Below are 19,166 nucleotides of genomic sequence, written 5' to 3'. Positions count from 1 at the left end.
GGGCTAAAACCCTTGTTAAATAAGGATTTTAGCCGTGCTACCTTTTTCATGATTTTTGGTGATTTGAATTTGTTTATCAATTTTTTCTTTTAATTCATCTACATGAGAGATGATACCAATTAATTTATTTCCTTGAGATAATTGAGAAAGAACTTTGATTGCTTGAGCAAGTGATTCACTATCTAAAGAGCCAAAGCCTTCATCAATAAACATAGTATCTAAATGAATGCCACCGGCAAAAGATTGAATTTCATCGGATAAACCGAGAGCTAAAGATAAGGAAGCTTTGAAGGACTCGCCACCAGATAGAGTTTTTACACTGCGAGTCGTACCGTTGTAGTGGTCGATTACATCTAATTCTAAACCAGTTTGTGAGCGAAGTTGTTCACTTGATTTAGAGCGTATTAATTCATATTGACCTTGTGTCATCATCATCAAGCGAGTATTAGCTCGAATTAAAATTCGATCGAAATAGTGCATTTGTACATAAGTTTCAAGCATAATGCGTTCTTTGCCTGCAACTGAACCTGTAGCCGTAGTGTAGAGTGCTTGTATATTGCTATAAAGAGAATGCTTAGTATCTAATAGTTCGATTTTTTTCATTAATTTTTGCTGAATTTGGTGATTAGTAGTAATTCTAGTATGCAGTTTTTGCATTTGAGACATTAAATTTTCTTTTGTTGCTAAATATTCTTGTTGAATTTTTTCTAATTCGTTTAAATCATAATTTTGAGGTGTTAGTTGCGTTTGTAATGAGGTGATTTTTGCTTTGATTTCTACAAGTGCTTGATTTAATTTATCAAATTCAGTTTGAGCAGTAGCGAGATTTTGTTGTAAATAATTTTGTGTTTGTTTATATTTTTGAAGTTGCTTTCTAGCTTCATTTTCATCAGTGAATAAAAGAGCTTTAGTTAAGGTATTGATTTCAGTCGTTAAGATTTCAATATCTGTATTTTCTTTGACGATAGAAGTATTTAATGTTAGAAGTTTTTGCTCTAAATTTTTTTGCAATAATAGATTTTTTTCTAATTGTGCATTTAAGTTTATTTGTTTTTGGCTTAATTTATTTAGCTGGATTAATCGTTTATCAAGCTGATTTTTTTCGTTTAGAAGTTCACATTGTTTTATTTCCACATCATGAAAGATAGTTTTTTGAGTGAATTTACCTAAAATATTTTCTGCTTGTGCTTTTATTTCTGTAAAGAGATTATGCAATTTACCATTTAATTCGCTGGCTAATTGGGTAATTTCATTCAATTTTTGAGCGAGAATATCACGTTTATTTTTTAATTGTTCAAGCTCTGCTTGAGTTGGTGCCAACGTAGATATTTTGGCTAATTGTGGGTGATTTGTAGAACCGCAAACAGGGCAAGGTGTGTATGGTTTTAAATCTTTGGCTAAAATACCTGCTTGTTCTGCCAAAAACAAGTGATTTTGTTGAGTATAAATTTGTTCTAATTCAGCAAGTTTTGCTTGTTGTTGTTGCCATTTTGTCTTATATTCTTTGTGTTTTAAAGACGTTTGTTTATATGCTTCAAGCAGTGTGGAGAGTTTTGTTAAATTTTGTAGTTGTTGATTATTTTCTTTTTGTGCAGAATTTGTTTGTTCAATCTGTACATTTACATCTGTTAGAGTTTTTAAATCTGTTTGTATATCATTTATAGTTTGTGTTAATTTCGCTAAAGCAGCTTCATCATTTGCCATTTGTTGCTGTTTGCTTTGCAATGCTTTTTTTGCTGTTTGTAAAAGATTTTGTTGTTTAGATATATATTGATATTTAGGCAATTCTTCTGTTAATTTGGCAATATTTATATTTAGTGAAGTGGATTTTGTTTCAAAATCTTTTTGTACTAGGGATAATTTTTCTTGAATGCTAGGGAGCATTTTTGTTTTAGCCGTTAATTCTGATTGATATTCATTGATTTTTTGCTGTATCTGCTGTTGATTAATAGCAGTATTTATAATTTTTTCATTTTCTTTGATATTTTGTTCTAAAAGAGTAAAATTTTTTTCTAATTGTTTTAAATCATTTTTATCTTGATTAATGATTTGTTCTAGATTTAAAAGACAATCTTTAGGCATCAATGGATTAAAGTCATAATTCGTATTTTCAGGAAGTATGATTGTTTCTATATATTGTTTAATACTGTTATTAATCAAGAGAAAATCTTTTTTGAGGGCATTGAAGCGTTCTTTTAATTTTTCTTGCAATTGTTGATAGGGTTTAGTATTGAAGATTTTGCGGAAAATATCACTGCGTTCTTTCGTCGAAGCATGGATTAATTTTAAAAACTCTCCTTGAGCAATCATGGCTATTTGTGTGAATTGATTTACATCAAGACCGATTAATTCATTTATGGCAGAGTTCACTTCTTTTATGCCTGTTATTGGCTGTTGATTGGGTGGATAAAATTCTGCTTGAGCTTTTTCTTTGACGAAGCCATTTCCTTTTTTTGCAGGGCGAAGATATTCAGGATTACGGCGAATAGTGTATGACTCATTGTTGTATAAAAAAGTCATTTCTACAAATGTAGGTGTGTTTTTATCGGCATATTTACTGCGAAGCATTTCATTCTCACGGATACCACCACTAGTATGACCATAGAGGGCAAAAGTAATAGCATCAAAAATTGTGGTTTTACCTGCCCCTGTATTGCCACTGATTAGATAAATACCTTTATTGCCTAATAGACTCATATCCAATTCACATTTATCAGCATAGGCCCCAAAAGCTGATATAGTTAATTTTAAAGGACGCATTATTTTCCCTCCCAGATATCTTGAATTAATTCTTGTAAAATATCTATTTGCTTATCATTTAAATTTTGATTATTTTGTTTGTAATATAATTCTTCAAAGAGATTTAATGGCGTTTTTAAATTGGCAATATCTGTAGTTTCGATATTTTGGACTGTTTTAGTGCGAAGGTTATCATAGGTCAGTTGCATGATATTAGGATAGATAGAACGCAGACGATTGATGGCATCAGGGATATCTTCTTCATCAGTGAGTGTTATGGCTAAATAATCATCTGTATGCGTTTTCTCATAATTGCTTTTTAGCGTTAATTCTGCATAAGAACCTTTTAATTTACGCATATCATGAAGAAATGAAAGTTTTTTTTCATAAATGGTCAATTTGTTTTTCTGTGGAAAATCAAGGATAGTAACAGTTTTTTCTTGATTAGCTTCGGAAAAAGAATATTTTAATAAAGTTCCACAATAACGAATTTTTTCAGTTAAAACATTTTGCGGTGTATGCAAATGACCAAGTGCTACATAATCAAAATCTTGAAATAATTGAGCATCGATATTATCTATACCGCCGACGATAATTTCTTCAGAGTCGCAAGTGTAAGCACCTGTTACGAATTGATGAGCGATTAAAATATTGCGTTCATCTGGATTTAAAGATATTTGCTTTAGAGCTATTTTTACTGCTTGATTGTAAGAGGTGATTTCTTCCTCAGGAAAATAACTTCTCACAATAGCTGGTTTGATAAATGGCAAAAGATAAAAATTGATATTGCCATGTTCATCTTTTAAAGTGATATGAGAGATTTTGCCATCATAGATTGGTGAGATAAAAATATTATTGTCTTTAAATAAATTCGCTCCAAAAGCTACACGTTGGGCACTATCATGATTACCGCTGATAATAAAAACGGGCAGATGTAACTCTGCCCAAGATGTTAAAAATTCGTCAAATAATTGTATAGCTTGATTGGTAGGAACGGATTTATCAAATACATCGCCAGCAATCATAACAGCATCAATAGATTCTTCTTTTGCTATTTGAAGTATTTGTTTATGGATATGCCTTTGGTCTTCATATAGAGAAAAACCATTGAGATTTTTACCGAGATGAAGGTCGGATAAGTGCATGATTTTCATAAAGTATCCCTTTCCTAAATTAAATATATTAAGATTTATTTTTCTAATTGTATAGTGGCAAAAGTACGACCACATTCACAAGTATGTTTATAATCAATAGAAGCTGTGAGTTTAGTTTGGAAGCGAATAATAGGCATTGCTTCAAATGTTAAAGGAGTAATGACTAATTTATTATCAACAACTTCTGGATAGAGATAATCATCTTGTACATGAACATGATTATGTTCACAAGTAAAGATAATACCTGCAAAGCCAAAATACTTAGACATATAGATCTTGGCTAATGGGTGATGGAAATGATGTTCTATTTCATCAAGTGTTGTGTCTTGAAAATTATCAATTAAAACAATGATTTTTGGCGGTAAATGATCGACATTTCGCTCAATTATAGCTTTTAAATTTTTAGCACTGATGATTAAAGAAGTAGCATTGAAAATGCCGATAACATCAATAGCAGCATCTACGCTATTACAAGGAAGTACAGTAGCACCTAATGCTTCAGCTGCATAATGTAAATCTAATAAATATTGAGAGCTATAATTACCACAGATAATCAAAGTTGATGTTTTATTGATATCATTACTAGCCAAAGGTCTGATAGCGATATCGATATTGCGTGCAATATCGTCTGCTGTAAAACCGCGATATAAACCGCTGATTGTTCGGTTGAAACGTAAAGTCTGACTAAGTGGGCCTGTTAATAAATCGAATGCAGAAGCATTAGCCAGTTCATCTCTAGTAGTCACAGGAAGTTTTCTTATATCAGATAAAGTTTTGATATCTTCAGCATGAATATCAAGACCGCTATATTTCTTTTTGTAGAAAGAGGATTTTTCTAATGCCCAACGAAGATTTTTGCGAAAGCGTTGTAAAATGAGTTCAATTTTTTCTTCAGTTGGCATCATTTCTACTTTAGGATTGATGACCATGATTTATTCTCCTTTTTGATAATGACTAAAATTACCAATGACGATATCAGGGAATTCTTCGTGTAGTTGGCGAATAAATTCTTTAGTACCGATAGCTTTAGTAAATGGTGGCATGATTTCGGCAAAAGCATCAGGATCGATATTTAAATTGCGGATTTGAATCATATTTACAGGATTTTCCTGTAAAAATTCTTTCCAGGCTTTAAATTCACTTTCACTATCATTGAAACCAGGAAAATAAAGCATATTTAAAGAAATATGCACGCCATGTTCATGAGCATAACGAATGGACTCTTTTACATTATCAAGTTCATAACTACCGCGATAATAAGCTTTGTAATTTTCAGGAATGGCACTGATAATACTTACACGCATACTATCAAGACCAGCATCAACAATGCGTTTGATACCTTCTGTATAGCCGGCATTAGTATTTATATTGATTTGACCTTTGTCTGTTTTTTTGCGGATTTTTTCAATGGCAGGCACGATATTGTCTACAGCAAGGGAAGGTTCACCTTCACAGCCTTGACCAAAACTGATGATGGCGTCCGGTGCAGTTTCTAAATGATAGATACCGATTTGAGCAATTTCTTTTGGTGTAGGACGGAATTTTATGCGACTTTGTGGAGATGGACAACATTCAGCAGGTTGAAGAGAGATACAGCCAAAACAATTAGCATTGCAAACTGGAGAAGATGGAATACCAGCTTCCCAACGGCGATAAAATAGATTTTGAGCTGTGCAACAATGCCATGTCAAAGAACAATTACCTAAATGTTCAACAAGGCGATTATCTGGTAAATCTTTTTGAACGCGTTTAACTAATTTATGCAAATTGCGAGTATTGTAATGCGCAGGGTCCCATTTATCATTTTCATCAGTGTACATAGCTGCTACATAAAGTTCATCTTTGTAGACAACGACAGCAGTATAGCCATATAGTGGAAGCATTTGAGCGTCATCTTCTTTTTTGAAAGCTGGCATATATAAACGAGTATAACCAGCAGGCAAGATGGCAGCTACGGCATTGCCCATGATAGGCATGATTTCATCACCGTATTTGGCAAGTGGTAAACGATCTGGTAAAAACATTAAATCAGCAGATTCTGGAAGTGGAATTAAATCATCTGGGGAAAGTTCGATGATATCTGTTCCAGTTCTAGCTAGAGCTTGGAAACCTTTTGGGGCATCTAGGATATTACCATCTTCATCAGCATATAATGCACGAATATCAGCCATTATTTTTATCCTCCTGTTTTACTTTATTTTTTTTTGCTTTTTTAGGATTGTATTTATTCATAGCCATATCGACAGAATCATTAACGATACATTCTACAGCAGGGATAAGATATTTGATCGCTTCATCTACAGCTGTTTTATCTTCTTGAGGAAATGGAGCAAGAACATGATTTACTACACTCCAACCAGGAAGAGGTCTACCAACACCAAGTCGTACACGTGGGAAATTTTCACTGCCTAAATGAGCGATTAAAGATTTTATACCATTGTGGCCGCCAGAACTACCTTTTTTGCGAATGCGAATAGTGCCAGCAGGGATATCCATATCATCATGAGCTACAATGATATCTTCTGGAGTTACTTTATACCAACGCATCAAAGGGCCAACGGCTTCACCGCTATTATTCATATAAGTTTGCGGTTTAACTAGTAAAATTTTTTCAGTGCCAATGCGACCTTCCGCAATTTGAGCATTGAATTTATCTTTCCAAAGATTTATATTAAGATGCTCAGCTAGTGCATCAACGAGCATAAAACCGACATTATGGCGGGTTTTGGCATATTCATTACCAGGATTGCCAAGACCTACAATTATTTTCATTAAATTACCTCCAAAATAATATATAGTAATTAATATTTTAGCATAAAAATAAAAATAAAAGCACTAGAGTTTTTCTAGTGCTTGTTTATTTATGATTTATATTGTTTTCTTTGTTGTATAAAGGTGTTTTTACAGCTGCTACGACATTATCTAATTCATCCATATTTAATTCATCGTTATCTAATATGTTTAAATTATATTTTCTATTTATTAATAATCTTTGTCGCAAACTTTCTTTCACTTTACTATGTTGGGAAAAATCTATATCTTGAAGCATTTTTTCAATATCCACTATTAAACACCTGTTTTCATTAAAAATATTTTTTATAAACTTTGTACAAATTTTTTAGTTTTCTTCATTAACCAATTAATAAAATCATCAATACCAGCAACACCACCAACTATATTATCTAATTGATAGTCATTTAATTCATTATTTTTCATATTAGACATTAAATTTGATAAATCTTTAGCAGTACATTGAATTATATTTTCTTGCTGAAGAATAAGTGCTAATTCATTATAATCTTTAGCAGAATTAAGTTTTAATCGTATATTTTCTTTGTTATAAGCAGTTTTTAGTGCGTTTAAAAGTAATTCATTGTTCATAATATCATCTCCTATTTTTTTATAGCTGCTGAAACACCTAAAGCAACGCCTCCAATAGCACCGCTAACGGCACCAGTTGCAGCAGCTGTACCAATGGCAGCACCAGTAATAGCGGCACCAACAGCACCGATAGCAGCTCCAGCAAGACCACCTGTAACAACACAAGCGGCTACTGCACCAACGCAAACTGCTACTCCTAAGGCAATTTTACCTACTTTTTTCCAAAAACTTTTCCAACTGCCGCCAACGACAATATCTAATTCATCATCATTTAGTTCTCTAGGACCGAATGTTTCTTCATAAATATTAGACATTTGGTCTGAAAGACGATTGTAAAGTTTATGAAATTCTTCAAATGTACAATTGACATATTTTTTACATGCACTGAAGAATTCTTCTAAAGATGAAGCATTGTCTAAGGCTTCTAAAGTAGAAGTATCTTCAGATAAAATTTTATTAAATGAATTAAATTTATCAGCTTGTTCTTGAGTTTCAAAATTAACGTTCCATACCATATTTTCTGTATTCATAAATGAAACCTTCTTTCTAGTATTTTAGATTATCACTTTCTATATCTTTTATACGTATGAGTTTAGAATTTATTACAGATTAAATAAAAATTTTTTTAACCTTTGTAATTCCAGTCAGGAGTGAAAGGTTTACCAGTTTTTTTATCAATTAAAGTTACTTGTGAACCATATTTTTGCATGAATAAATCCCATTTATCTTGACCAAATTGAGATGGTACATGGCAACCAGCAGCTTTGTCATCAGGAGATACTTCCATCTTTACATATGCTTGACCAGCTCGTGGTGTACCAGGTTCGGCAACAGCCATAGTGCAATAAACATTAAAACCACCAACAATAGAATCTAACATTTCATCTGATAATAAATTTTTTTCATCTAACATATTGATATCCTCCGTTAAGTTTAATTTATTAATCTTTATATCTTTTATACGTATGAGTTTGGAATTTATTACATATTTAATGAAAATTTTTATTTTTTATTTACATTTTACACAGATATATTATTAGTCATAATAAATTTCTCTTTTTAGTATTATGATTATTAACTATAGAGACTTTTTAATAAGCTTTAATAATGTCAATATCACGACTTTGTAATCTACTAATATAATCATCTAATTTACTTCCAGAAACAGTCATTTTAGAATAACTACCAGTAAATTCTATACTATCAACAGAGCCACCTTGTAATAATTGTTTCATTTTATCAATATCGCCGGTAGCTTTACATTGAATAACAGTATAAGTTCCATCGGTTTTACCTGGAAGAATAAAAGCTGTGCCATTGCCACCAGTAATCATATCAAGCTCTTGATCAGTCATCATATTTTTTGTATCAGTCATTTTTATCAATCCTCTCATAAATTTGGTTTATAAATTAAAATATTTTCTACTGTTTATACGTAATAAAAATAGATTTATTACAAAATTTATTAAAAATTTTTTATAGTTACTTAAGATAAATATTGTATAGATATAATAATTTAAGAAATATTTATAAAAATTATATTGAGTTTGTTATAAATATTTTAATATCTTTATGAGATTAAATCATATATTATAAAATAAGTTTATAAACAGGATACATTCATTTTTATGGTATAATATGTATTTATAAAGTTAATAAGTATTATCTAAAAATATAGTATACGAGGTAAATTTTTTATGAAAAAATATTTTTATATTGGGTTAGCTATTGTATTATTATTAGCTATTAGTATTATTTTTTATGGTGCATATCTTAATTCTCGTGGTGAAAATATTATAGCTAATAGAATGGATAATAGACATATTGCGTTGAAAGGACATGTAGCTACAACAAGAAATATACAACCTGTATTAAATATGGATACAATAAAATTATATTCAGACAAAATGGCAGATGCTGTAGCACTTATTGATGGTACAATTACCAATGCTTATGTAAAACGTAATAGTACAGTCCAAGCTGGAGATTTAATGTTTAGTTTAGTGAATGAAGAAATTCCTTTAAAAATTAGTCAAGCAGATAGTGATATTTCAAAAGCAAATGTTGAGTTAAAGAGAGCTAAAAATACATATGAACGTTATAATCAGTTAATGAGTATGAATGCTACCTCAGCAGAAAAGTTAGATGAAGTTGAAGCTGCATATAATGCTGCTATAGCTAACGTAGAAAATTTACAAATGCAAAAAGAACAATTATTAATTCAGCAATCAAGACAAAATATTCTTGCTCCTATTGATGGTGAAGTATTGTTATTATATCGTCAGCCTGGTTCTTATGTGACAATGGGAACACCAATTGCTTTAGTTGGTGATTTTAGTAAACTTTATTTTAGTCAAACAATTAATGATGCGGATATTAGTAGATTTTCTATTAATGATCAAATAGAACTTATTTTTCAGGAGAATGATTTACAAAAATCATACGATACTGATTATGCAGTAGGAAATTTAGGAAATCAACAAACATTTATTGCACATATTATAGATATTACACCTAGTTTAAATGAACCAGCTGCTATGAGAAAAATTTTATTTGAAATAAATAATACTGTGCATATATTAGAACCACAAAGTTATCGAAATGTAAAATTGCAAGTAAAACAAGATTTTACGTGTTTAACAATTCCTCTTACAGCTATGTTGAGTCAGGAACAAAATAGTGTATTTGTTTTAAATGCAGATAATACAATTCAACGTCGTGAAGTGGTCACTGGAGTTAATGATGGAAAATATATTGAAATAATAAGTGGGTTATCTGAAGGAGATATAGTTATTACTTCTGATACGAATGGCTTAAAAGATGGTATAAAAGTAGATATTACTATGGATAATGAGGAATAATGATGGATATTAATAAAATTTTTAGTCGTGAAGCTTTAAATAAGCTTCGTTCTCCAGAAAAATTAGATACCCTATTACCGATAACTACTCCTATAAATTGGATGGCATTAATAGCTATTGGTATATTGTTATTTTCAGTAGTTTTGTGGTCTATATTTGGAGCATTTACTGTTAAAGTAGATGGAAGAGGTATGATTATGGATTCTGCTGGTGTTGTAAATGTTTCACATATTTCTGATGGAAAAATTAAACAAATTTATGTACATTCAGGAAGTAAAATAAAAAAAGGTGATCTTATTGCTCGTATGGAACAGCCAGTACAAGACGCAGATACACGTATGTCTCAATATAATATAGCTCTTTCTCAAAGTGATCGTGATGCTATGAGTAGAGCTTCTGAGCATGATGCAAAAAAAACTCAAGAATTAGTTAATGAATATATTTATAGTGATTATGATGGTATTGTTGACGAAATTATGGTAGAAACAGGCAGCATAATTAATGTAGGTACACCTATTTGTTCAATTCGTCGTACACAAAATAGAGATGAATTGACAGGTGTACTATATATTCCAGTAGAACAGGGCAAACGAGTTGAACCAGGGATGTCTATACAATTATCTCCAAATGGAGTAGATACATCTCAATCTGGTTGGTTATTAGGTGTAGTTCGTTCAGTATCACAATATCCTATTTCAACAACGGCAATGAATAAAGTATTAGGTAACGAACAATTAGTACAATATATTTTAAATAATGAACAAGGTGCTGTTATGGAAGTGAAATTTGATTTGGTAAAAGATGAAAATTCTGAATCAGGTTATTTATGGACTTCTTTTGTAGGTAAGCATAAACCTATTACAGCAGGAAGTTTTTGTACAGGCTCAATTATTATTGATCGTGTACCACCAATAGAAAAAGTCTTTTATAAATTTAGTCAATGGTTAAGAAGTAGGTGAGCTAAATGATAAAAAAACTTTTTCAATGGAATTTAAAAAAAAGACATTTAAAAAATAAACGTGTTAAAGTTCCTACAATATTACAAATGGAAGCAACTGAATGTGGAGCTGCTTCGCTTGCTATGATATTAGCTTATTATGGGTTATGGATTCCATTAGAACAAATGAGACAAGAATGTGGTGTAGATCGTAATGGTAGTAAAGCTAGCTCTATTTTAAAGGCAGCTCGTAAACATAAATGTGATGCAAGAGGCTATCGTTGGTCTGCTGATTTATTATTAGAAAAAACTTTTCCGTTGATTATTCATTGGGAGTTTAATCATTTTGTAGTTTTAGAAGGAATAAAAAATAATATTGCATACATTAATGATCCAGCAATGGGAAGAAGAACTATTCCATGGGAAGAATTTATTACATCATATACAGGTGTATCATTACAAATTATACCAAATGAAGATTTTCAAAAAGCTGGACATCGTTATAATGTTTTTAAGGCTATTTCTGAAAAATTAATACAGGATAAATGGGCGACTATTTTTGTATTGATACTGGGTTTATTTATGATTATTCCAGGATTAGCTTCACCTGTATTTCAACAGATTTTTATAGATGATATTTTAACGCAAAAACATCCAGACTGGATGTTTAATCTTTGTTTAGCGATGACGGGAGCTTTCTTGATTGAAGGTATTATGTCTTGGCTTAGAGCACTAGTTTTGACTTATTGGCAACGCAAAATTACTCTAGCTGATTCAAGTAGCTTTTTTTGGCATGTATTAAAATTACCTATGCAATTTTTCCAACAACGATATGCAGCAGAAATTGCTTCTCGTATTTCTTTTAATGAATCTATAGCTAGTGTCTTATCTAGTTCAGCGGCTACTGTAGTTCTTGATTTATTTATTGCATTATTTTACTTATTGTTATTATTACAATATAGTATTTCATTAACCATTATAGGTATCGCTTTTAGCATGGTAAATCTTATAATGTTTTTAGTTATGAGACGTCATTTAACAGATTTATCTATGAGAATTCAGCAAGATGCTGGTAAAGAATATGGAACAGCTATGAATGGTTTGATGATGATAGAAACCATAAAAGCTAATGGAAATGAACAAGATTTTTTTGCTAAATGGGCTGGGTATAAAACAAAAGTTTTAGCAGGAACACAAGAAGCACAATTATGGTCAATGACAATATCATTATTGCCTACATTATTATCTGGAATAAATACAGCATTGATTATGACAATAGGTGGTTTTTCTATCATGGATGGATTGATGACTGCTGGTATGTTTACAGCATTTCAATCACTAATGAGTAGTTTTCAAGAACCATTTAATCGTATCATTGCATTAGGTAATACTTTGCAAACGACAGAAATGCAAATGCAAAGATTAGATGATGTTCGTCGATATAAAATAGATGATTTGAATTATCCTAAAGAAAATAACTTAGATTTTGCTAAAAAGCGACTTTCCGGAGAACTTACTTTAAAAAATATTTCTTTTGGCTATAGCCCTCTAGAGCCTGCGTTATTAAATGATTTTTCTTTGCATTTAAAACCAGGTCATTGGGTAGCTGTAATAGGTGCTTCAGGAAGTGGTAAATCGACAATAGCAAAAATAGTAACAGGTCTCTATGAAGAATGGTCCGGAGAAGTATTGTTTGACAATATGAAAAGAAGAGACATTCCACGTAATGTAATTACTAATTCATTATCTTCTGTTGACCAGGACATATTTCAATTAACAGGAACAATATATGAAAATATTACTTTATTTGATAACTCTATTCGTAGAAGTGATGTTATACAAGCGGCTAAAGATGCATGTATTCATGATGATATTATCAAATTAGAGGGTGGATATGATTATATGGTTGCTGAAGGTGGATTTAATTTTAGTGGAGGACAGCGTCAGCGTTTAGAAATTGCTAGAGCTTTAGTAAAAAATCCTTCATTATTAATCTTAGATGAAGCAACTAGTGCACTTGATCCTGTTACAGAACAGATTGTATTAAAAAATATTCGTCAACGTGGTTGTGCGTGTTTAATTGTAGCTCATAGATTATCAACAATTCGTGATTGTGATGAAATAATTGTTTTATCACATGGAAATGTTGTTGAACGTGGAACACATAAAGAAATGATGCAACATGATGGAGCCTATAAACGACTCATAAAAGAACGAGATAATGAAGGAGGTATTAATAATGAAACTTAATGCAGGGCAGAGATATTTATTAAAAGATGAGAATGTATTTGTTCAGCTAGTAGAAGGTTCATGTGAAATTTATGCTGTTACGCGTAAAAATACTGAAATTTCATATCGACAAACCTATCTTTTAGATTTATTACCTCAGCAAGCTGCATTTCCTTCATTTGATGAGTTTGAACAGATGGATGTTTTAATATATGCAGTAGAAGATTCCAAATTAGATATTATTAAATTTGATGAAGCAAAAACAGAGAAACTTTTGCCTTTAATGCAAATTTGGTTTAGAAAACTTGTGGAATTACCATGGCTTCGTTTATTAGCTGACAGAGGTGATGATGTCTTAATACATTGGCTAAGAGGCACTGTATTAAATTCATGCACAGATAAGCAAAGTTTATTAGATAATTTTTTAGAAAATGAACAAATATTTTCTATGTTATTAGGTACAAAATTTCAAGCAGAAGAAAAGAAATTATCTAATAGATTAGAAATTCAACAGCAGTATAAACGACAATTAATCGATGAAGCCATAGACAATTTATTAGGTACAAATAAATTAACATATACAGAAGTATCGCAAACAGATACTTTGGAGGAAGCCAATTTTATTGTGCATAAATTGGCAATAGCATTATCCATGTCTACAAAAAATATTCATTTATCACCAGATATTGTTCGTAAGCTTGACCAATTGCAAATAATTCGTCGCTTGATGCAAAAAGGAAATATGCAGATGCGATTGGTTAATTTTGTTGATGATTGGTATAAAAAAGATAGTGGTGTATTTTTAGGATATTATGGTGAAGATAAAGAATTAGCAGCGATTATTCCTATGAAATTAGGAAAATATTATATTTTTACTAAAAGTCATCCGGATGGAATTTTATTGAATGACGAAACAAATCAATTATTGGATAAAGATGGTTTTGCATGTTATGCGGGATTTCCTTCACGTAAATTAAAAGTTATAGATTTGATGAAATTTATGTTTAATCAATGTTGGAAAGTTGATTATAGGACGATAATTTTTAGCAGTTTTATAGCTGGCATTATACCACTAGTTACACCTATTATTACAGAAACTATTTTTCAGGATATATTACCAATTCAAGATAGACAAGGATTGGCGACAGTAACTCAAGTGATGATGGTAACGAGCTTTTCAATGGCGGCTATTAGTATAGTGCGTTCAGTAGCTGTTTTAAGAATAACTACTCATATTGATATGGCAACAGAAGCGGCTTTGTGGAATAGATTATTATCATTACCATCGACATTTTTTCGTAAGTATTCTAGTGGAGAATTAGCTCAACGTATGCAGGGAATAGATTCTATAAAATCTGTAGTCAGCGGAGAATTTGTAAGTACTGTCTTTAATTTTATATTCTCTTTTTGGAGTCTATTTTTAATGTGTTATTATAGCCTGAAATTAACAGCAGCTGCTTTATGTGTTTGGGTGATTTATTGTTTTATAAGTGCATTTATTTATCGTCGAGTAATTAATTTTCAACGTAATTTAGTATCTGCTAATAATAAAACTGCTAGTATAGTTCAACAGATATTTACAGGTTTATCTAAGTTTCGTGTTCAAGGAGCTGAAGAACAAGCTTTTTACCTTTGGAGCAAGGTTTTTGGTGAAGAATGGAAATGGAATTTAAAATTACGTTGGCAAAATAATTACAACATGATTATCAGTGCGATACAGCCGTTTATTCTTACAATGTTGTTATATTATATTACGATATATGGCATGCAAACGACAAATAGTGATGGAACGGCAACCTTAGGTATAAGTTATGCAGAGTTTATAGCTTTTTCAGCTGCTTATGCTAGTTTTAATGGAACATTAAATGCAGCTATTCCTCTTGTGGGTACTTTTTTTAGTATTCAACCACATATAGAGAATTTGCGTCCTATACTTAATGAAGAACCTGAGAGTACTGATGACAAAGTGGATGCAGAAATTTTATCAGGAGCAATAGAGGTAAATCATTTATCATTTGCTTATAATGAAGAGGGACCTAATATTTTAAATGATATTAGTTTTCGAGTTTCAGCAGGAGAAACATTAGCTATAGTTGGTAAATCTGGTTGTGGAAAATCAACTTTAATTCGTTTACTGTTAGGTTTTGAAAAGCCTAAATTGGGAGCGATATATTATGATGGGCAAGATTTAGCAGAATTAAGTCTTCCTTCTGTACGCAGTCAAATGGGTGTTGTTTTACAAAATGGGCAGTTAATGACAGGTGATATTTTTACAAATATAGTAGGAACATCATCTTTAACTCAAAAAGAAGCTTGGGCAGCAGCAGAAGCTGCAGGTATAGCAGATGATATTCGTGAAATGCCTATGGGAATGCAAACTGTCATTAGTGAAGGCAGTAGTAATATTTCAGGAGGACAACGTCAACGTTTATTGATTGCTCGTGCTTTAGCGGCACGTCCATCTATTATTATTTTTGATGAAGCAACGAGTGCTTTAGATAATCGTACACAAGCAATTGTTACAGAGAGTTTAAATAAATTGCGTGCTACACGTATTATCGTGGCACATCGTCTTTCAACAATTCGCAATGCAGATCGTATTCTTGTTTTGGATAATGGCACTATAGCAGAAGAAGGAGATTTTGAAAAATTAGTAGCACAAAATGGTATTTTCGCTAAATTAGTAAAACGTCAACTTGTTTAATTTGAAAAGGAGATAATTTTATAATATATGCAATTAACAATGGATAATAATTATTATAATGATTTAGCTATTAAGGCTGTAGACGATATAGAAGCTTTTAATGAATTATATGATTACTATTTTCCTCGTGTTTATAATTTTTTATTTGCACGTTTAAAAGACACGACAAGTACAGATGATGTCATAAGTGAAGTTTTTATTAAAGTGTTTAATAATTTATCAAAATATAATGGTCAACGAGGCTCATTCTCTACATGGCTTTTCCGAATATCTATTAATCAATCTACCGATTATTTAAGAAAAATACAAAATCGTAAAGAAAATACATGGGAAGATTTTTTTGATCCAGCTATACCGTATCATGAAGAGCCTGAAGCCAAATTATTAATAAACGAAAGAAAACAAGAATTATTAAAAGCTATGGAAAATTTAAAAGAAAGAGATAGATATATTTTAGAGTTAAAATATTGGTCTGATTTATCTAATAAAGAAATAGCCGATATTATGGATATTTCTCCTGCTAATGTAGGGATAATACTTTTTCGTGCTATTGGAAGCTTAAAAAAATTTATGAATGAAGCTTAGTTGGTGATTAAGTTGCATTTTAAATCAAAAATAAAAAAATCAATAAGTATACGTAAACGAATTCTCACTGTATTGTTATCTAGTTGTTTATTATCTATTATTTTGACTAGTTTAATTGCTTTTAAGGCTATTTATGATACAAGAGAATTGACTTTGTCTATTGGTAATGAAATTATTTTCCAAGCAGCAGAAAATAGCCAAGAGGCTTTAATACAACGAGCTAAATTAGCATTAGAACAAACAGCTTTTGATAAAGCAAATGAACTAGATGAGAATTTGGGAAAAGTAAAAAAAGATGTGATTATTTTATCAAATATGATGACAAATATAGCTTCAAATCCAGAAGAATATCATAGTCGAAATATTTTTGAGCCAAGTAAAAATGATATTGATAAAATTACAGCACAATTATTGTTTTCATCAGAGGTTGTAGATAAATCATCACCAATTTTACGACAAGAAATAGGCTTAACAGCTAATATACAAGATTTTTTAATACAAATAAATACAAATAGCAATGTAATAATTTCCTCTTATGTTGCATCTAAAAATGGTTTTACTATTATGGTTGATCGTTTTGCTGGGCGAAAATTTCAAAATTCTGATATAAAGCCAGATTTTTATAATGCAACATCAAGACCTTGGTATATACAAGCTAAAAAAGAAGATAAAACAATATTTACAGATATTGTAATTGATGCCTTGGGTGGTGGACCATGTATTATTTGTGCTACTCCTTATTATGCAAATGGACAGTTTGCTGGTGTAGTTGGTATGGGGACTTTTTTAGATAATATAAATGAGATTATTCTAAATACTAAAATAGGTGATAATGGATTTGGTTTTGTTATAAATAAACAAGGGCAAATAATAGCTTCTCCTCATACTACAGGAGATTTAATTACAGGCATAAATAATATAAAAGATTTAAGACAATCTACAAATACATCTTTAGCAGATGCTGTGCAAAAAATAATTAATGAGAAGGCTGGTCTTACAGAAGCTAATATTGATGGAAAAGACTATTATTTAGCATATGCTCCAATGAAAAATACAGATTGGTATTTTGTTACAGCTATGGAAGTAGATACGGTAATAGCTCCAGCTAAAGAAACTCATGAAAATATTATTAATATTGCTACAGAATATATGGATAATTTGTCAGAAAAAACGAAGATGACAGTAATAGGTATGATAATATCAATTAGCATATTATTATTCTTTATTACGTATATTGGATGGAGTCTAGCTGATTATTTGACAAAACCAATACGACAATTATCTAAAGGTGTACAACAAATTGCTATGGGCAATTTTAATGGAAAATTAAATATACACACTGGAGATGAAATTGAAAGTTTAGCTATTTCTTTTAATGCAATGACAACAGAATTGCAAACATATATAAAAAATTTAGAGCAAATTACAGCTGAAAAAGAGCGAATTGCTACTGAATTAAATGTTGCTACAAATATACAAAAAAATATGCTACCATGTATATTTCCACCATATCCAGATAGAAAAGACTTTGATATTTATGCTGTGATGTATCCTGCTAAAGAAGTGGGTGGAGATTTTTATGATTTTTATCTTTTAGATGAAAATCATCTTGTAATTACCATAGCAGATGTATCAGATAAAGGTATTCCAGCCGCAATGTTCATGGTTATTACTAAAACCATTCTGAAAAATTTTGCTATGAGTATGACATCACCAGATGATTTTTCGGCAGTAGTTCAATGTGCTAATAGACAATTATGCGAAAATAATGAAGAAATGATGTTTGTTACTGTTTTTATGGGAATGTTGGATTTAAAAACAGGTAAATTCATTTATGTTAATGCAGGTCATACACTACCGATGATACGTCATAAGCATAAAGATGACTCAACTTTTGAATATTTACCAGTAGAAAAAAATTGTGTATTAGGCATTAATGAAGAAGCACAATTTAAACAACAAGAAGTATATTTAAAACAAGGTGACGAATTATTTTTATATACTGATGGTGTAACAGAAGCTATAAATAAAGAAAAAAAATTGTATTCGATTGAACGCTTATATAGTAATTTAAATAAAATAAATCAAAAATCTTCTTGTCAAGATATATTGAGAGATGTAAAGCTTTCAATAGATGAGTTTGCTCAAGGTATGTATCAATCTGATGATATTACTATGTTAGCTATAAAATTAAATTATTTAGATTTAGGAGATAAACATAATGGAAAATGATAATATTCAATTTAAAGATAAAACATTTAATGACTGGCAAGTTTTAACTATTTGTGGACGTATAGATACAATAACGGCCAATATGGCGGAAAATAAGGCAAAGGAAATATTAGATAGTTGCATAAAATTAGCATTAGATTTGGAGGACTTAGAATATATTTCTAGTGCTGGGTTAAGAGTATTATTACGTTTAGCAAAAAAAGCCCAGAAAGAAAATAAAAAGTTTTGTTTAGTTAATATTAATGGTTTAGTTAAAGAAATATTGGAAGAGTCAGGCTTAGATGTTTTATTTACAATTTTAAGTAATGAAAAACAACTCATATAATAAATTTTTGATAAAATAT

The 19,166-nt window shown here is 30.7% G+C and carries 17 protein-coding genes; 7 read left to right on the top strand and 10 right to left on the bottom strand.

The genetic code is table 11. The features are described from left to right. Window positions 1-15 precede the first annotated feature (15 nt). From Q5I67_RS07610 to Q5I67_RS07565, 10 genes are all read right to left on the bottom strand, one after another. Window positions 16-2,760 (bottom strand): SMC family ATPase, encoded by a 2,745-nt coding sequence (locus Q5I67_RS07610; protein ID WP_302486921.1) that lies wholly within the window; start codon window positions 2,758-2,760, stop codon window positions 16-18. Then, window positions 2,760-3,893, bottom strand: a complete 1,134-nt coding sequence (locus tag Q5I67_RS07605; protein WP_302486920.1) for an exonuclease SbcCD subunit D — start codon at window positions 3,891-3,893, stop codon at window positions 2,760-2,762. The genes Q5I67_RS07610 and Q5I67_RS07605 overlap by 1 nt, the downstream gene beginning before the upstream one ends. 35 nt (window positions 3,894-3,928) lie before the next feature. Beyond that, on the bottom strand, window positions 3,929-4,822 hold the full coding sequence (locus Q5I67_RS07600) for a phenylacetate--CoA ligase family protein (RefSeq protein ID WP_302486919.1): 894 nt from the start codon (window positions 4,820-4,822) through the stop codon (window positions 3,929-3,931). Window positions 4,823-4,825: 3 nt separating this feature from the next. Beyond that, a complete protein-coding gene (locus tag Q5I67_RS07595; protein ID WP_193526298.1) occupies window positions 4,826-6,064 on the bottom strand; it encodes a radical SAM protein in 1,239 nt (412 codons plus the stop codon). Further along, complete coding sequence (pth, locus tag Q5I67_RS07590; protein WP_008540127.1) at window positions 6,057-6,665, bottom strand: aminoacyl-tRNA hydrolase; 609 nt, start codon at window positions 6,663-6,665, stop codon at window positions 6,057-6,059. Before pth ends, Q5I67_RS07595 begins: the two co-directional genes overlap by 8 nt. Window positions 6,666-6,750: 85 nt before the next feature. Then, a complete protein-coding gene (locus tag Q5I67_RS07585) occupies window positions 6,751-6,957 on the bottom strand; it encodes a hypothetical protein (RefSeq protein ID WP_302486918.1) in 207 nt (68 codons plus the stop codon). A gap of 32 nt (window positions 6,958-6,989) precedes the next feature. Further along, window positions 6,990-7,274: a hypothetical protein gene (locus tag Q5I67_RS07580; RefSeq protein WP_302486917.1), complete on the bottom strand. Its 285-nt coding sequence runs from the start codon at window positions 7,272-7,274 to the stop codon at window positions 6,990-6,992. A gap of 11 nt (window positions 7,275-7,285) precedes the next feature. After that, window positions 7,286-7,804, bottom strand: coding sequence for a hypothetical protein (locus tag Q5I67_RS07575; protein ID WP_302486916.1), 519 nt, complete (start codon window positions 7,802-7,804; stop codon window positions 7,286-7,288). Window positions 7,805-7,899: 95 nt separating this feature from the next. Beyond that, window positions 7,900-8,187, bottom strand: a complete 288-nt coding sequence (locus Q5I67_RS07570; RefSeq protein WP_302486915.1) for a hypothetical protein — start codon at window positions 8,185-8,187, stop codon at window positions 7,900-7,902. 178 nt (window positions 8,188-8,365) lie between these two features. After that, window positions 8,366-8,650, bottom strand: a complete 285-nt coding sequence (locus Q5I67_RS07565; protein ID WP_302486914.1) for a hypothetical protein — start codon at window positions 8,648-8,650, stop codon at window positions 8,366-8,368. A 321-nt stretch (window positions 8,651-8,971) separates the two neighbouring features. On the opposite strand from Q5I67_RS07565, the gene Q5I67_RS07560 reads away from it, so the two are divergent. The 7 genes from Q5I67_RS07560 to Q5I67_RS07530 are packed head-to-tail and all read left to right on the top strand — an operon-like array spanning window position 8,972 to window position 19,147. Beyond that, window positions 8,972-10,135, top strand: coding sequence for an efflux RND transporter periplasmic adaptor subunit (locus tag Q5I67_RS07560; RefSeq protein WP_302486913.1), 1,164 nt, complete (start codon window positions 8,972-8,974; stop codon window positions 10,133-10,135). 2 nt (window positions 10,136-10,137) lie between these two features. Continuing rightward, window positions 10,138-11,094, top strand: coding sequence for an NHLP bacteriocin system secretion protein (locus Q5I67_RS07555; RefSeq protein WP_302486912.1), 957 nt, complete (start codon window positions 10,138-10,140; stop codon window positions 11,092-11,094). A gap of 5 nt (window positions 11,095-11,099) precedes the next feature. Beyond that, the gene (locus Q5I67_RS07550; RefSeq protein ID WP_296922953.1) at window positions 11,100-13,322 is read left to right on the top strand and encodes an NHLP family bacteriocin export ABC transporter peptidase/permease/ATPase subunit; all 2,223 of its coding nucleotides are present in this window, start codon (window positions 11,100-11,102) and stop codon (window positions 13,320-13,322) included. Further along, window positions 13,312-16,005: an NHLP bacteriocin export ABC transporter permease/ATPase subunit gene (locus Q5I67_RS07545; RefSeq protein ID WP_302486911.1), complete on the top strand. Its 2,694-nt coding sequence runs from the start codon at window positions 13,312-13,314 to the stop codon at window positions 16,003-16,005. Before Q5I67_RS07550 ends, Q5I67_RS07545 begins: the two co-directional genes overlap by 11 nt. 27 nt (window positions 16,006-16,032) lie before the next feature. Continuing rightward, window positions 16,033-16,590, top strand: coding sequence for an RNA polymerase sigma factor (locus Q5I67_RS07540; RefSeq protein WP_296897346.1), 558 nt, complete (start codon window positions 16,033-16,035; stop codon window positions 16,588-16,590). A gap of 3 nt (window positions 16,591-16,593) precedes the next feature. Continuing rightward, window positions 16,594-18,822: a SpoIIE family protein phosphatase gene (locus Q5I67_RS07535; RefSeq protein ID WP_296922956.1), complete on the top strand. Its 2,229-nt coding sequence runs from the start codon at window positions 16,594-16,596 to the stop codon at window positions 18,820-18,822. After that, window positions 18,812-19,147, top strand: coding sequence for an STAS domain-containing protein (locus Q5I67_RS07530; RefSeq protein ID WP_296897350.1), 336 nt, complete (start codon window positions 18,812-18,814; stop codon window positions 19,145-19,147). The genes Q5I67_RS07535 and Q5I67_RS07530 overlap by 11 nt, the downstream gene beginning before the upstream one ends. Window positions 19,148-19,166: the final 19 nt, after the last annotated feature.

This window comes from uncultured Megamonas sp., from assembly GCF_958438645.1.
Lineage (GTDB): Bacteria > Bacillota > Negativicutes > Selenomonadales > Selenomonadaceae > Megamonas.
The sequence above is the reverse complement of the archived record's forward strand: the minus strand, read 5'-3'. Positions and strand labels throughout refer to the sequence as shown.

Coding starts and splice junctions, on each gene's coding strand:
- pth (WP_008540127.1), bottom strand. CDS start 6,665: ATGAAAATAATTGTAGGTCTTGGCAATCCTGGTAATGAATATGCCAAA.
- Q5I67_RS07575 (WP_302486916.1), bottom strand. CDS start 7,804: ATGAATACAGAAAATATGGTATGGAACGTTAATTTTGAAACTCAAGAA.
- Q5I67_RS07530 (WP_296897350.1), top strand. CDS start 18,812: ATGGAAAATGATAATATTCAATTTAAAGATAAAACATTTAATGACTGG.
- Q5I67_RS07560 (WP_302486913.1), top strand. CDS start 8,972: ATGAAAAAATATTTTTATATTGGGTTAGCTATTGTATTATTATTAGCT.
- Q5I67_RS07555 (WP_302486912.1), top strand. CDS start 10,138: ATGGATATTAATAAAATTTTTAGTCGTGAAGCTTTAAATAAGCTTCGT.
- Q5I67_RS07580 (WP_302486917.1), bottom strand. CDS start 7,274: ATGAACAATGAATTACTTTTAAACGCACTAAAAACTGCTTATAACAAA.
- Q5I67_RS07600 (WP_302486919.1), bottom strand. CDS start 4,822: ATGGTCATCAATCCTAAAGTAGAAATGATGCCAACTGAAGAAAAAATT.
- Q5I67_RS07595 (WP_193526298.1), bottom strand. CDS start 6,064: ATGGCTGATATTCGTGCATTATATGCTGATGAAGATGGTAATATCCTA.
- Q5I67_RS07550 (WP_296922953.1), top strand. CDS start 11,100: ATGATAAAAAAACTTTTTCAATGGAATTTAAAAAAAAGACATTTAAAA.
- Q5I67_RS07605 (WP_302486920.1), bottom strand. CDS start 3,893: ATGAAAATCATGCACTTATCCGACCTTCATCTCGGTAAAAATCTCAAT.
- Q5I67_RS07610 (WP_302486921.1), bottom strand. CDS start 2,760: ATGCGTCCTTTAAAATTAACTATATCAGCTTTTGGGGCCTATGCTGAT.
- Q5I67_RS07570 (WP_302486915.1), bottom strand. CDS start 8,187: ATGTTAGATGAAAAAAATTTATTATCAGATGAAATGTTAGATTCTATT.
- Q5I67_RS07565 (WP_302486914.1), bottom strand. CDS start 8,650: ATGACTGATACAAAAAATATGATGACTGATCAAGAGCTTGATATGATT.
- Q5I67_RS07540 (WP_296897346.1), top strand. CDS start 16,033: ATGCAATTAACAATGGATAATAATTATTATAATGATTTAGCTATTAAG.
- Q5I67_RS07545 (WP_302486911.1), top strand. CDS start 13,312: ATGAAACTTAATGCAGGGCAGAGATATTTATTAAAAGATGAGAATGTA.